Here is a 15,111-nt window from a genome sequence, read left to right as displayed (position 1 = left end):
GGGGATCGGAATGCAATCTTGTGGCGCCAAGCCGTGTTTACGGCACATCATTGCCGCGGCGAAGAAGGGATAAAATATTTTTTCGTCAACTCGGCGGATTTTCTTGCCATGACAAGTTCACTTGAGAGATCTCTACCGGCATCGGCGCCCCGCTTGCCGTAGCCACGATTCCGCTTCATTTACTTCTTAGAAAGCCACAGTCGGAACAATTCGCCGCCGTACTCCTTGCGGTCATTGGCGCGATTTACATCGGATTTGGACTCCAAAAATGGAGCCGTTTCCAAATTGCGACCGAGTTAGCAGTTGCCTCGGTATTCATAGCCGCTGCTCTGGCGGCTATTTGGAGCACTCCGTGGATCATTAAGTTTGCTTATTTATGGGGTGCATGGAACCGCCTATGATTGGTCGCGGCGGTATCTTTGATACTTATTTGGGGCCTACGGGTTTGGACGCGGTTTCCTAAGCATGGCGGGATACAAAAGCGGGCGGGCAAGCGAAGAGTTCACCTTCGTAGCCGAAACCGGACGAATCGACGTGCGGGTCTATTATGAGGACACCGACTTTTCCGGTGTTGTCTATCATGCCTCCTATTTGCGGTTTCTCGAACGTGGCCGCACGGAGTTTTTGCGCGCGCGTGGTATCGAGCACCGGGGAATTTTTGCGGACGGGGGCGACAACGGGTTCCATTTCGTGGTGCGCGCGATGACCATCGAATTTCTCAGGCCAGCACTGATGGATGACATGATTTCCGTCACGACGAATATCTCGGCGGTGAAGGGCGCTTCGATCGAGATGGACCAGGAAATCCGGCGCCGCGATGATATTCTGCTAACGGCAAAGGTTAAGATAGCCGTGGTAGCAGAAGGAAAGGCTCGGCGTATCCCCGCAGAAATTCTGGCAAAGTTCAAGGCCTTAAAGGGCGGGTCACGCAAGTAACAAGATCTTAACCACGATCATGGCCAAATCTAGCGGTGATCTAGCCTATGCGCGCTCGGATTGACGGGGGTATTTAAAGCCCCAGAAATGACCGATTTCCCGGGCAAGCCATAACTGAAACGGGTTTTGACCCACCGCGAGCGCTTCGCCTAATCTATTTCAGAAGGAATAATGGAATGAACCCTGCCGATATTGCAGCTTCCGGCTTGGCGCCACCCATTATGGAAGTCTCTCTTCTCGGCATGTTTTGGTCCGCCCATTTTGTGGTGAAACTCGTTATGATAGGCTTGCTCGCGGCCTCGGTCTGGTGTTGGGCAATCATCATCAACAAAGTTCTGCTGTTTTCAAAAACGAATCGTGCGATGGCGCAATTCGAGGATGTTTTTTGGTCCGGCGCTTCACTTGACGAACTTTATACGACCTTATCATCGCGCCCGGCATCTGGTATGGCAGCCTTGTTCGTGGCTGCGATGCGGGAATGGCGGCGGTCCGTGCAGGGAGCTACCTCGTCTTTCATGGGCCTGCAGGCGCGCATCGAGAAGGTTCTGGACGTTTCGATCGCTCGCGAGGTGGAGAAGCTCGAATCGAGCTTGCTGGTATTGGCGACGGTTGCGTCGGCGGGTCCTTTCGTTGGGCTGTTCGGCACGGTTTGGGGCATTATGACGGCGTTTCGCTCGATCGCCGCATCGCGCAATACTTCGCTGGCGATCGTCGCGCCAGGGATCGCGGAGGCTTTGTTCGCAACGGCGATAGGGTTGTTTGCGGCGATCCCAGCTTTGATCGCTTATAACAAGTTCCAAGGGGACGTCGCTAAGAAACAGGCCCGGCTGGAAGGCTTTGCAGATGAGTTTTCGGCGATTTTGTCGCGTCAAATCGATCAGCACACCGTGCATGACAGGGCGGCCTGATTACATGTTAGATTTCCGGTGTCGTGACCGCCGGGAACATTTAAACCACGCGCTGGAGATTTAAAAGATGGGCATGTCGGGCTTAGCAGTGCGCAAAGGCGGACGCGGGCGGCGGGGAGTACCTCGCTACCGCGCCATGGCCGAAATCAACATGACGCCATTTATCGACGTCATCCTCGTGCTGCTGATCATTTTCATGGTCGCGGCACCGCTGCTCGCGACGGGCGTTGCGATCGATTTGCCAAAAACCAAGGCTGCGGCACTGAACATCGACCAAAAGCCTCTTTCTGTCGCCGTTGACGACAAGGGCTCGGTTTACGTAATGGACCAGCCTGTGCAAGTCGGGGAACTCGCAGATAAGCTGAAGGAGGCGGCGGCCGCTGGTGTGGACGAACGAATTTACGTGCGCGGCGCAAACCAAGTAAATTACGGCAAGATTGCCGAGGTCATGTCGATCATCACGGCAGCTGGCTACAAGAAGGTTGCGTTGGTCACCGACCCTAACAAGAATTGAACTATCATGTCGGTGCCGGAAAATCCTGGCCTCGCGGTCTCGGGCAGCGTGCATCTCTGCTTGCTCGGCCTCGCTTTATTTTCGTTTTCCGGAACGCCACAGATCGATAATTCGCAAGAGAGCATTCCAGTCGCGGTGGTGACCGGAGAGCAGTTCAGTCAAATCATGAAGGGGGAAAAGTCGGCAGCTGAGGTGAAGCCACGCCAGCGAAGTGAGAAAATTGCCGAAATTGCGGAGCTCAACCCGCAGCAGTCGGAGACTGACTCCACAAAGCAGGTTCTCGCGCCACCGTCGCCGATGAAACATCAAACGGACCCCGGGACAGCCGATCCCCAAGTGACGCCGAAGCCGCCAGAGCACAGCGCGGCTGTGCCAGCCCAACGCCCCCCACAGGAAACCGTGACGCCCGCGACGAAGCCGCCGGTAACCAAGCAGTCGGCCGTGCTGCCACCAAAGCCGCCGTCTGATGAAGGAGCGGAACCCGTAGCGTCAAAATCTCCGCCGCCAAAACCAAAACCACCGGTTGAGCCACCAAAAAAGGTAGAGCCTAATTTCAAGCCAGATGAATTGGCCAAATTGCTTGAGCGAAATCATCAAAAGGATAAACCAAAGGCCACGCCCAGACCTAAATCTGGAGATGAGGCGGTCGAGTCGCAGCAAAAATTTGACCTGAGCGACATTGCTAAATTTTTAAGCAAGGATACGCCGCAGAGGAAACAATCGAGTGGCCATGAACTGAGCCAATTGGCCTCGCTTGGTTCACCCACGGCAAGTGCCGCCAAAATGTCGCCTTCCCTTTGGGATCAACTCGACGGGTTGCTGCAAGAGCAGTACAAGCGGTGTTGGGCCTACGCGGGACTGGGCGGTCAACAAAAATATATCCCGGAGATCCATGTTCAGTATACACCAGAAGGGTCTCTCGTAGGCCAGCCGATGCTTCTCAATCCTCCTTCCGATCCTAACCTGCGCGGTCTGGCGGAGAGTGCTATACGGGCCGTGCGGCGTTGCGATCCACTTCGAATACCCGCTCAATATCAGCCGTACTATGACCAATGGAAAGGCCGGATCGTTCGTTTCGATCCAGAGGAAATGCTGTGATATCTTGCTTCTCCGTGATTCAACGCGCTGCGTGTCACAAACTTCCATCCGTCCGTCAAATCTTTGCTCCAGCTATCGCGGTTTCGGTCTTGCTTTATGGTCTGGCTTGCGCGCCGGTCGCAGATGCCCAGCAGGATCGCTACCTCAATGTGCATGGCGGGGAATTCAAGCCTATCCCGATCGCTGTGACAGCTTTTACTGGCGACGCTGGATCGGGCACCCAACTGACCGGGATTATCACGAATAACTTTAAGCGTTCCGTGGTCTTGATGCCGCTCGATCCAAAGACCTTTGTCGAGACGATTGGCAATCCCGATCAGGCTCCCCAGATGGACTCCTGGCGTATCATCAATGCGCAATTTGTCGTGACAGGCCGTGTCAGCCGTGCCGCCGATGGGAGGCTGCAAACCGAATTTCGCCTCTGGGACGTGGGGACGGGCGCGCAGATTGCTGGGAGCCAATATGTCACGGACGCGAACAACGCACGCAGGGTCGCGCATATAATTTCGGATGCGATCTATTCACGGATAACAGGAGAGAAGGGCTTTTTTGACACCCGAATAGCATTCGTGGATGAAACAGGCCCGCCAGAACACCGCCGCAAGCGGCTTGCAATTATGGACCAAGATGGCGCCAATCTGCGCTATATGACGAGGGGCGATGATCTTGTCGTGACTCCCAGGTTTTCTCCTTCGTCGCAGGATGTAACCTATATGTCGTTTGGCGCCTCAGACCCCAAGGTGCTGCTTTTGAATATCGAGACGGGCCAGCGAGAAGTTGTCGGCAATTTCCCCGGCATGACATTCGCGCCGCGGTTTTCGCCGGACGGGCAAAAGGTCGCGATGTCACTTGCGCAGGGTGTGTCCTCAAATCTCTACACAATGGATTTGCGTACCCGTACGACGACGCGGCTCTCTGATTCCAATGCAATCGATACTTCACCGTCCTACTCACCAGACGGAACCCAAATCGTGTTTGAGTCGGATCGCGGCGGCAGTCAGCAGCTTTATATAATGTCGGCAAACGGTGGAAGTCCGAAACGCATTTCGTTTGGCGAAGGACGCTACTCGACGCCTGTCTGGTCACCAAAAGGGGATTTTATCGCTTTCACCAAGCAAAAAAGCGGTTCCTTCGCGATCGGAGTGATGCACCCCGACGGATCAGGCGAACGTATCCTCACCGAAGGTTATCACAACGAGGGGCCAACTTGGGCACCGAACGGGCTTTATCTCATGTTCTTTCGTGATCCCGGAGGCCAAGGGGGAGCTAAGATTTTTATGATCGACATATTTGGGCGCGGTGAATTTCCCGTGCCAACGCCCAATTATGGTTCTGATCCCTCCTGGAGCCCGCTGCTAAATTAGATGGCGGGAGGCGTGTTCAACAAGGGGCTGTCGATTCCAACTTTATTGCCTATCTTCTGTCTAAGCCAAGCAACTGGTTAAACCGGTTCCTTGCAATGTGATGTCTGCGAGAGGAAGCGCAAATGTTCGTGACCTCCAACCAGGTCCCCGCCGCGTGCCCTACTCATTGCCGCCAGTCAACCTCGTTGCGAAAAAAGCAATCGTCCGGGAATAAACGTCGGCCTTGTTCCATTCCTTTATGACGGCGAAATTAGCCGTTCCCGGTTCCCAGGATCCGCCGCGTTGCCAACCGTAACCACGAAGGAAATTGGCGGTCGAAGCCAAAACATCAGGGACGCTAAGCATGAGATCTCGGTGGCCGTCGCCGTCAAAGTCGACTGCGAATTTAAGATAGGACGACGGCATAAACTGAGTCTGGCCGACTTCGCCGGCCCATGCACCATGCGCACTGGGTAAAAGATCACCACTCTGGATAAGCCGCAAGGCATCCATGAGTTCGGCTTGAAATTTGTCGGAGCGCCGGCAGTCGTAAGCAAGTGTTGCCAGTGCCTGCAGCGTCGGTGTGTTGCCGGAGACAGCACCAAAGTCTGTTTCAAGGCCCCAAATCGCGACGATCACAGGGGTCGGCACTCCATAGTCTTCTTCAATTTTGTCAAAGGTCGCTGCATATTGTTTCATCAGCGCGTGGCCCTTGTGGAGACGATAGGAATTTACCATCCGGCCCGAGAATTGCTCAAAGCTTTGCTGAAAAACATGTTGACCGTGATCTTTAGCAACGATCCCTGGATCGAAACTGATTCCATCGAGTGCGCTGATCGCGGGCGGTGAAATGCCCTCGGCCGCAGCTTGCCTCTTAAAGTCATCGAGCCACCTGTCAAATCCCGCTGGATCACGACAGGTCGCGGCTTCTGCTGGGCCAAATCCAAGGAGGCATAATATGAGGCCTGCAATATGCAAAGTCGCTTGCATGAAAGTTTCTCCCGCAGAGAAGAATTTGGACCAATAGCCGATCGCAATACCTCCTTGAAAACACTGGTCTCCAAGCAATGATAAGATCGAAACCGCGAGAACGCCGGTCCATATTAGGGGAACCGGTCCATACTAGGGGAAAAGGACACCACGAACATATTCATTCCGCGCTGGCGGTCTAGACCATTAGCACAGGCCGTGTTCTGTTTGAAAAGTTTACTCACGAATTTCACTAGAATTGACGATCGATGAGGCCTAAGTTAACTCAAAAGAGGCTCTCCTCCCAACTACATATATGGCTGTGCGTGTCAGACTATACGTTGATATCCAGAAACATTACTTGTCTCATATCTTGGATAGGACTTTTCCTCGGTAATTGCGGAATTAAATATCCGATTAATATTATTTTTTAGGCTAGCTCTCCGGTCATTAATTACGTAAACTTGGCGCGCCAAGCAAACGAAGCTTTCGCCAAAATCGGCCCTGGCTTCATGTTCCCGCAGCGCATCCTCGACCTTCCAGAGAAGAAAATTGGTGGCCTTCAAGTCAGCTTCGATTTGTTTCACAAGCTTACCTTCGTAGCCATATTCAGTTTTAAGTTTCCGCAACATAGCGAGTTCGAATTGGATATTGGCCAGCTTCGCAGGTTCAGCGATTTGGTTTTCTTTAATTTCAAGAATCGTGATCCTGTCAATAAGATCTCCAACCGCGGCGGGAATTGCAAGGGTCGCCGTTTGACACGGAGTGTTTGGGGCGCATTTGGTTGCAAGTTTCTCGACGGATGATGCGATCTGTTCAAACACGGACGTCCAATCCCCTTTTTCAGGCTGTCGGAAAAGTCTCATCGTGGGGTACCAAGGGCAATCAGTCCGGTGCATAAGCCACCGCCAATCTGGGACGTATTTCAGGGCAAGGAAGACTGGCCTTCCCAACGCCCCGGCAAGATGGGCGATCGAAGTATCGGAGGTAACCACGAGATCGACATTTTTCATTACCGCAGCGCAATCCACGAAAGAGTCTGTGCCTGAATCAAAATGAACTCCCAAGCCCTCGATCGTAAATTCTCTCCCTGCCGCTTTTACATTGAGAGAATCCTGATCCTTCATGAGACTAATCAAACGGACGCCTTTTATTGCTGAGAGCGGCGCGAAACATTCCAAGGGTATAGACCTTTGTAGGTTGATGAATTTATTGCCTTGCCAGCCAACGCCCACGCAAAAGCCATCAACTCCGAGTTGTGTTCTCCACTTTGAAACAAGGGTTGGTTCTGGATATAAATAAGGAATTGGCGCTGGAATCGTCTCCATGCTGGTTTTGAAGCGGTAAGGAAGGCTCATGAGGGCACTTTGAAAGGCAAAGGGTTCCTTTGGGTTTAGCGTGTCGACCACTCGAATGGGCTTCGGCAATGTACGAAGAAGACGGTGCATATTGTCCGGCGTCAGCACCTGTGAGACAGATTTAGCGGGTTGAATAACGGAGGATTTCTGGCTCATCGTAACCATCGAGGAGTGGAGATGAGCCAGAAATCCGGAACTGCCAAGTCGTCCTCCGAGCGGATCGTGAAGGACATTCGCCGAGCAACGCGCAAGCAATATTCGGCGGAGGAGAAGATCCGCATCGTGCTGGACGGCCTGCGCGGCGAGCATAGCATCGCGGAACTCTGCCGGCGCGAGGGCATCGCCGAGAGCCTGTATTACACCTGGTCGAAGGAGTTCCTGGAGGCTGGCAAGCGGCGCTTGGCGGGCGACACGGCGCGTGCGGCGACCAGCGGCGAGGTCAAGGACCTGCGCCGGGAAGCTCAGGCACTGAAGGAGGTCGTCGCCGAGCAGGCGCTGGAATTGCGCCTGCTCAAAAAAAGCATGATCGCGGATGGGGAAAGCGAGGAATGAGATATCCGGCTTCCGAGAAACTGGAGATCATCCGGCTGGTCGAGCAATCCCATCTGCCGGCGCGCCGGACGCTGGAGAAACTCGGCGTCTCTCGCGCCACCTTTTATCGATGGTGCGACCTTTGCCAGACTGGCGGGCCAGAGGCCCTGGAAGACCGATCTCCCAGGCCCGACCGCGTCTGGAACCGAATTCCTGACAATGTGCGGGGCCAGATCGTGCAACTGGCCCTGGACGAGCCGGAGCTGTCGCCACGGGAACTGGCGACACGCTTCACCGACACAAAAAGCTATTTTGTTTCGGAAGCTTCGGTTTATCGCCTGCTGAAGGAGCACGACCTAATCGCCAGTCCCGCCTACATCGTCATGAAGGCCGCCGATGAGTTCAAGGACAAGACGACGGCGCCCAACCAGCTCTGGCAGACCGACTTCACTTATCTCAAGGTGATTGGTTGGGGTTGGTTCTACCTCAGCACGATATTGGACGACTTCTCGCGCTACATCATCGCCTGGAAGCTCTGTACGACGATGAAGGTCGGGGACGTCACGGAAACACTCGACCTGGCGTTGCAAGCCGCGGGGCTTGATCACGCCAAGGTCGTCCATCGTCCGCGATTGCTCTCGGACAATGGCCCTTCCTACATCTCGGCCAATCTGGCCGAATGGCTGGACAAACGCAACATGGATCACGTGCGCGGCGCGCCCTGCCACCCGCAAACACAGGGCAAAATCGAGCGCTGGCATCAGACGCTCAAGAATCGCGTCTTGCTTGAGAACTATTATCTGCCCGGCGACCTGGAAGCCAGGATCGACACCTTCGTCGATCACTACAATCATCGCCGCTATCACGAGAGCCTGGACAATCTCACGCCGGCTGACGTCTACTTCGGCCGAGGACAAACCATTCTGCTGCAACGAGAAAGGATCAAACGAGCCACCATCCAAAATCGTCGCTTGCAACACCAATTGAACGCCGCATAAAATCAAACATCAGATGAGCCGCGTCCTCCATTAAATCACGCCGCCATCTGTCTCAAATTATCTGACGACGGACAGGTGCATATTTTTGCGGCACAGCAGAGTCACATCGGCGCCTGCATCAACAAGCAAGAGGAGATACCGCGAAAATTGAATTAAATCCCCAAGACCTTGCTCATCCCAAACAACGATTGATTTTCCCTCTAAATCTTGGCCAGCCCACTCTGGCAAATCCAAGATGAGAGACTTGGGTGGCGCATTCGAACGATCCCACCGGCTCTCGAAATCCGCGAATCCTGCTCTTAAATCGCCTTTCAAAAGAAGCGCGCCAGCGCGATTATTTTGGGCATCCGGAAAGCCGGGTTTATACTTGAGTGCTGCATCGAAATAGAATAGGGCCTCATCGATTTCTCCCGTCTCTTTGAGAGCCACGCCAAGACTTGATAAGGCCTCTGGATAATTCGGTTTAATGCGCAAGGCCTCCTTGTAACACGGGATTGAGTCCAAACACCTATCTAGCTCTTGCAAGACGTTGCCGCGATTTAGCCAAGTATCCGCAGCTGCGGGATTTAGACGGATGGCTTCTTCGAGACTAGTCAACGCTTCATCCAGACGTCCGAGCTTACGATACGCAGCTCCGGCAATCCCTAGGCTCTGGGGATGATTTGGATCACGCCGCAAGATCTCGGCACACGATTGAATTGCTTCTTCGGCATGGCCGAGCTGGAGCAAGACGTTGGCACGATTGATTAAAGCCACTATAAATCCCGGACGAATTTTTAGTGTGTATGTGAATGCGGCAAGCGCGTCATCCAGGTGACCAAGTTCGTAAAGGACATTGCCTCGATTGCAGGCCGCTTCGTAATAGCAAGGGTCGAGGGTAAGTGCCGCGTCATATGCTTCGAGGGCCGCGCGCGGCCGGCTAAGCCCCTGTAACGCGATCCCCTTATTGTAGAGAGCCTGCGGGTAACCGTGGCGGTAATGCGAAGATAGATCATAGGCGGTGAGGGCTTCCTCGAGGCGTCCAAGCTTTTGGAGAACATTGCCGCGGTTAAGCTCTGTTTCTGCGTCCGGTGGACCATACCGGGCGGCTTTCTCATAAGCGGCGAGAGCCTCCTCGTGCCGTCCGAGTTTTTGCAACACAGAGCCAATGTTAAACAAGTTTAAATTGTCGCGAGGCGTTATCAACTCAATCGCAACGAAGCAAGAGAGAGCCTCATCGAGGCGTCCAAATCGTTCAAGCAAAACGCCACGATTCGTCAGTGCTTCGGAATGGACTGGCTTACACCGTAACGCATCCTCATAGGCAACGAGAGCATCGGCGACGCGTCCAACGCTCTGTAGGACAACACCCTTGTTGAACAAGGTCTCGGCATCACCGGGCCGAAGATTTAGGCTTGCCTCAAACGACTCGAGTGCATCTTCCGGCTTACCTACCCGTTGAAGAACAATTGCGCGGGCGGAGAGCGATTCTGGAAATGCGGAGCGTAACGCTAGCGCACGATTAAACCATATGAGCGCTTGGCGTAAATCGTCGGCATTGAAATAGATCAATCCGAAGATATAACATCCGGCAGCGCTCTCGGCAGCGAGTGACTGATATTGCGTGATTCGGTCGATTGCCTCTTGCCGCGCACCGGTGTTGAGCAGTGCGAATGCCTCAGTGATCGCCGTCCGAAGGAGGGACCTGCTATTTGGTTCGTCTGCTTCGGAGCGATCCAATTGTTCAAACTGGGAAACGCTCATTCGCCCATGCTCATTATCTCGCGGGCAGAACATCTCACCTGTCCTGCATTCTATTTGAGGCTCGTTGGCCGCGTGACGGCCGCCAAAAATTCCGCCGGCGCTATCGGGTAAGGACCCTGGTGAAACATTCAGCTAGGATTAAACACAATGGACCTTTCCTGGACCTGACATTCACCGCAATTTTGGGCGAGAGGCGATAAGAACCAAGGAGGCACCACTCTAAGATTGGTTCTTCGTTGCGCAGAATTGGGGGAATTATCGAAGAAAGTCTGACCATGTTGATCAAAGAAGCGCCAGTTGAAATTAGAGGAAAAGTCATAGGAAGGGGAGGTATTAGCGGCGTTGAATTGTGGGAACGGCCTGAAACTGGCTTATCCCGCGTGATAAAAACAATTCAATAGGCAACGGCTTCCGGAAAGGTTCAAAGACTCTTAACAACGGATTTGCTATGGCGATCTAGTTTGTAGCAAACGTGCGACGGCTTTGGACGTGAAATCGACCATGGGCACAATCCGCGCGTAATTCAGCCGGGTCGGACCAATGACTCCGAGGACTCCGACAATGCGCTGTTCCCGGTCATGAAATGGCGCGGCAATCATCGATGAGCCAGATAGCGAAAAGAGCTTGTTTTCCGAGCCGATGAAGATGCGGACGCCGTCACCGCCTTCGGCCCTGGTTAACAAGTCAATCACGTCCTTCTTTGTTTCAAGGTCGGCAAAAAGCAAACGAATCCGCTCAAGATCCTCGATTGCGGTGAGGTCTTGCAACAAATTGGCTTGCCCACGAACAATCAGCTGGGAAGCATGTCCGGCCGATTCGGCCCATCCAGCGAGGCCTGCGTCGACGAGTCGGGCGGTCAATTCGCCGAGTTCCTTTTCAGCCGATGCATGCGAGGCTTCGATTTCCGCTCTGACCTCCAGCAATGTCCTGCCTCTGATACGTGCATTGAGGTAATTCCCGGCTTCGCTCAAGGCGGAGGGCGGGAGACCCGCTGGAATTTGAAGGATTCGATTTTCGATCGAACCATCCTCGGCGACAAGAACGGCAAGCGCGCGTTCCAGCTCAATACGGACAAACTCTACATGCTTGAGCCGCGCGTTATCCTTGGTGGTGACAACGACACCGGCGCCGCGAGTTAGTCCTGATAGCATCATCATAGCGTCGCCTAGCAAGGCTTCTAGGGTCTGTTCTTGTGACGCGGCTTTCACTTGCGCCTCGATCTGCTCTCGTTCGCCCTGGCTCACGTCACCCAACTCTAGTAGCGCATCCACAAAAAAGCGAAGACCCAGCTCCGTTGGAAGCCGCCCTGCGCTTGTGTGCGGCGAATAGATCAAACCGATCTCTTCAAGGTCTTGCATAACATTGCGAACCGAGGCTGGCGACAATGGTGTGGGAAGGAGGCGAGCAAGATGGCGTGATCCAACCGCCTCGCCATGCGCAAGGTAGCCGTCAACGATAAGTCGAAAAATTTCTCGCGAGCGTTCGTTGAGCCGGGCCACGCCATTGGCTCCAAGCTGTGTCGGATCGCGCATGTGTTCCACTGGAATTGCCATACAGGTAACATGCCCGGAAGCAGCCAAAGATGCAAGCTTACAAAGGTCATAGAATGAATACAGGACAGCGACTGTTGGGCACCCTGGAAAAAGTGCATTGCGGAAATATCTGATGCAACCCAACGTCAAAGCATTTTCTTTAGTTGTCGATGAAAGTCCTCCTTCACGCAAGTTTAGACATCTATGATAACGCCGCTATCGTACCGGAGCGAGCTGAATGACCGATATCTTATTACCGGGTACCGCGGGTGCCGATCGCAAGAGCGCGCGCGATATCGGGTTTGCCTGCGGCATCATCACGATACTCTCGATTTTTTTCTTGCCGGTTCCGGCGTTCTTAATCGATATTGGTCTTGCATTTTCGATCGCATTGTCAGTTCTTATTCTCATGGTCGCTCTTTGGATCGAGCGTCCCTTGGACTTTTCCGCCTTTCCGACGGTTCTCCTTGTCGCCACTTTGTTACGCTTGGCGCTGAACATCGCGACGACGAGATTAATCCTTGCCAACGGATCAGAAGGTTTAACGGCCGCTGGCTACATCATCGGCGGCTTTTCGAAGCTTGTAATGAGCGGTGATTTTGTCATCGGCCTGGTTGTGTTTGCAATTCTAATCACAGTCAATTTTGTCGTGATAACCAAAGGCGCGACGCGTATCGCTGAGGTCGGCGCGCGATTTACGCTTGATGCCATTCCAGGCAAGCAGATGGCCATCGATGCAGATCTCTCGGCTGGGCTGATTGATGATAAAGAGGTGCAGAGCCGCAGGCGTGAACTGGAAGAGGAAAGCTCTTTTTTTGGGTCGATGGACGGCGCATCGAAGTTCGTGCGCGGCGATGCGGTCGCGGGCCTCGTCATCCTAGCGGTGAATATTTTCGGAGGGATCGTCATTGGTGCGACTCGCCACAATATGCCCCTTAGCGAAGCGGGGGATGTATTTACGAAATTGTCTGTCGGGGACGGCCTGGTATCTCAAATCCCTGCGCTCATCGTATCGCTGGCGGCGGCGCTCCTTGTGTCGAAAGGTGGAACGAGAGGCGCAACAGAAAAGGCGGTTCTCAATCAACTCGTCAAATATCCGCGCGCATTGTGGGTCGCTGCTTTGCTGATGTTCCTATTTTCGATCATGCCAGGACTTCCGATGTTCCCCTTCGCTTTTCTCGGAGGAGTTCTGGCCTTTTTGGGCTACTCGGTTCCTAAGCAACTCTCGAAACAACTCGATGAGCAAGCAAGACTGGCCGCTGAAGCGGAGATGCGTCAGCAACGAGAAGCGCGGGAATCAGTTAAAGAGTCGATGAAGTCTGCGGAAATCGAGTTGTGTCTGGGCAAACAAATCTCCGCCAGACTGCTTTCATCGCATAATGAGCTGGCGAGCCGAGTGACCAAAATGCGGAGAAAGTTTGCTAAGCAATACGGCTTTGTTGTTCCCGATATTAAACTTTCGGATAGTCTCGCCATTCCTCCGAAGGCCTATCAGATCAAGATGCACGGCACGATCGTTGCTGAGCATGAACTTAGGCCGGGAGAATTGCTTGTTGTCTTGGGGGACGGGCGCCAGCCAGACTTACCTGGAGAGAAGGTCCGTGAGCCGGCCTTCGGTATGAATGCCGTATGGATCTCCGAGGTTTTCATGAACGAACTGATACGCGAAAGGTTCGCTCCCATCGACAACATATCGGTGTTGCTAACCCATATGAGTGAAGTCATTCGCAGCAATCTAGCTCAGCTCCTCTCGTACAAAGACATGCGAATACTCATCGATCGCTTAGGGCCGGAATATAAGCGGTTGATGGATGAAATCTGTCCCTCTCAGATTTCATACTCAGGTCTGCAGGCCGTACTAAAGCTCTTGCTATCAGAGCGCGTCTCAATCAGGAATTTGCATCTTATCCTCGAAGCAATCGCCGAGATTGTTCCACATGCACGACGCGCTGAGCAAGTTACCGAACACGTACGCATGCGGATGGCCCAACAAATTTGTGGTGATCTTCTAGACGCTGGTGTCCTAAAAATCCTCCGTCTTGGGAATCGATGGGATCTTGCTTTTCATCAAAGCCTGAAACGAGATGGAAAGGGAGATATTATCGAGTTTGATCTCGATCCGGCGCTAATTGAAAGTTTCGGCAAAGAGGCCTCGCTCGCAATCCGGGAGCGTATGGATCAACGCCACAATTTCGCTATTGTGGCAACCCCAGAAGCGCGACCTTATGTCCGAATGGTTATCGAACGCCTGTTCGCCACGCTTCCGGTCCTGTCCCATCTTGAGATCGCGCGTGGAATTGAAGTCAAATCACTTGGAACGATTTCGTGACAATGGTTGGATCCGACGCGGTTTTGATTGCGTTTGTTTTGTTTTGCCGGATAGGCGGCTGCTTGATGCTTATGCCGGGATTTTCAAACGTACGTATTCCCCTCAACGTTCGTTTGTTCATTGCTTTTTCGATCACACTTGCATTGACTCCATTGTTAGCCAGGGACATCGAAAAAAGCCTATCGGGTCTCGCGCCAATGGCTTTGACTAAGATTTTCATTTCGGAAACCTTGGTTGGGGCGATGATTGGCTTTCTGGGCCGTAGCTTTTACGGGGCACTCGAAACGTTGGGAGGAGTTATTGCGATGTCTATCGGGCTTTCCAGCGCACTCGCTGGTCCCATCGATGAAAGCGAGCCATTGCCCGCGATCACCAGCTTGATTACTCTTACTGCGACAGCTTCTATTTTTTTTATGGATCTGCATTGGGAGATTCTGCGTGGGATTGTACTTTCTTATGCGGCACTGCCGGTGGCTGGAATATTCGATGCGCGATTCGATCTTGTTCAAGTGACCGATTGTTTGACGAAATCGTTCCTCGTTTCGTTGCGAATTAGCAGCCCTTTCATCACCTTTGCTTTGATGACCAATTTCGTGATTGGTCTCGCCGGCAAATTGGCGCCTCAAATTCCACTGTATTTCATCACGGTTCCAGCGATGATCATTGGTGGAATATTCTTGTTCTATATTATCTGCACGCCATTCATGCAAATATTCAATCTAGCTTTTTCGAAGTGGATCAGAGATGGATAGTATTGTCCGAGCCGCGATCTTGAACGAGCTATCTCTTGATTGTTAATTGCACTGAGGTTGGGATCCATCATTTTGGATTAGAGCCACCTTATTAAACAAG

General features: G+C 53.1%; 12 protein-coding genes. 8 read left to right on the top strand and 4 right to left on the bottom strand.

Annotation, left to right across the window (positions count from 1 at the left end; translation table 11 throughout):
• Positions 1-465 precede the first annotated feature (465 nt).
• The 5 genes from ybgC (at position 466) to tolB (ending at position 4,820) form a co-directional block, all read left to right on the top strand.
• Entirely contained in the window at positions 466-936 is a 471-nt protein-coding gene (ybgC, locus tag QEV83_RS05385) for a tol-pal system-associated acyl-CoA thioesterase (protein ID WP_280130208.1), read from the top strand.
• 176 nt (positions 937-1,112) lie between these two features.
• Positions 1,113-1,844, top strand: a complete 732-nt coding sequence (tolQ, locus tag QEV83_RS05380) for a protein TolQ (RefSeq protein WP_280130207.1) — start codon at positions 1,113-1,115, stop codon at positions 1,842-1,844.
• A 67-nt stretch (positions 1,845-1,911) separates the two neighbouring features.
• Positions 1,912-2,358: a biopolymer transporter ExbD gene (locus QEV83_RS05375; protein WP_280130206.1), complete on the top strand. Its 447-nt coding sequence runs from the start codon at positions 1,912-1,914 to the stop codon at positions 2,356-2,358.
• Between the two features lie 60 nt (positions 2,359-2,418).
• A complete protein-coding gene (locus QEV83_RS05370; RefSeq protein WP_280130205.1) occupies positions 2,419-3,456 on the top strand; it encodes a cell envelope biogenesis protein TolA in 1,038 nt (345 codons plus the stop codon).
• An 89-nt stretch (positions 3,457-3,545) separates the two neighbouring features.
• The gene (tolB, locus tag QEV83_RS05365; protein WP_280130204.1) at positions 3,546-4,820 is read left to right on the top strand and encodes a Tol-Pal system beta propeller repeat protein TolB; all 1,275 of its coding nucleotides are present in this window, start codon (positions 3,546-3,548) and stop codon (positions 4,818-4,820) included.
• A gap of 159 nt (positions 4,821-4,979) precedes the next feature.
• On the opposite strand, the gene QEV83_RS05360 is transcribed toward tolB, so the two are convergent.
• The gene (locus QEV83_RS05360) at positions 4,980-5,789 is read right to left on the bottom strand and encodes a lytic murein transglycosylase (RefSeq protein WP_280130203.1); all 810 of its coding nucleotides are present in this window, start codon (positions 5,787-5,789) and stop codon (positions 4,980-4,982) included.
• Positions 5,790-6,097: 308 nt separating this feature from the next.
• Positions 6,098-7,282 (bottom strand): DUF6165 family protein, encoded by a 1,185-nt coding sequence (locus tag QEV83_RS05355; protein ID WP_280130202.1) that lies wholly within the window; start codon positions 7,280-7,282, stop codon positions 6,098-6,100.
• A gap of 21 nt (positions 7,283-7,303) precedes the next feature.
• On the opposite strand from QEV83_RS05355, the gene QEV83_RS05350 reads away from it, so the two are divergent.
• Positions 7,304-8,655 (top strand): IS3 family transposase gene (locus QEV83_RS05350; RefSeq protein WP_280128402.1). Its coding sequence is split into 2 segments (ribosomal slippage): positions 7,304-7,640 and positions 7,640-8,655, totalling 1,353 coding nucleotides; the frame shifts between segments, so codons are not numbered across the junction.
• A gap of 57 nt (positions 8,656-8,712) precedes the next feature.
• Here the strand turns inward: QEV83_RS05350 and QEV83_RS05345 are convergent.
• Both QEV83_RS05345 and hrcA read right to left on the bottom strand, forming a co-directional pair.
• Positions 8,713-10,398, bottom strand: a complete 1,686-nt coding sequence (locus tag QEV83_RS05345) for a tetratricopeptide repeat protein (protein ID WP_280130201.1) — start codon at positions 10,396-10,398, stop codon at positions 8,713-8,715.
• Positions 10,399-10,844: 446 nt separating this feature from the next.
• The gene (gene hrcA / locus QEV83_RS05340) at positions 10,845-11,930 is read right to left on the bottom strand and encodes a heat-inducible transcriptional repressor HrcA (protein WP_280130200.1); all 1,086 of its coding nucleotides are present in this window, start codon (positions 11,928-11,930) and stop codon (positions 10,845-10,847) included.
• Between the two features lie 238 nt (positions 11,931-12,168).
• On the opposite strand from hrcA, the gene flhA reads away from it, so the two are divergent.
• Both flhA and QEV83_RS05330 read left to right on the top strand, forming a co-directional pair.
• On the top strand, positions 12,169-14,259 hold the full coding sequence (flhA, locus tag QEV83_RS05335) for a flagellar biosynthesis protein FlhA (RefSeq protein ID WP_280130199.1): 2,091 nt from the start codon (positions 12,169-12,171) through the stop codon (positions 14,257-14,259).
• Positions 14,260-14,261: 2 nt separating this feature from the next.
• A complete protein-coding gene (locus QEV83_RS05330) occupies positions 14,262-15,011 on the top strand; it encodes a flagellar biosynthetic protein FliR (protein ID WP_280130198.1) in 750 nt (249 codons plus the stop codon).
• The last annotated feature ends 100 nt before the right edge of the window (positions 15,012-15,111 follow it).

This window comes from Methylocapsa sp. D3K7 (genome assembly GCF_029855125.1).
In the GTDB taxonomy this organism is placed as follows: domain Bacteria; phylum Pseudomonadota; class Alphaproteobacteria; order Rhizobiales; family Beijerinckiaceae; genus Methylocapsa.
This window is presented reverse-complemented; position numbering and strand designations above follow the sequence as displayed.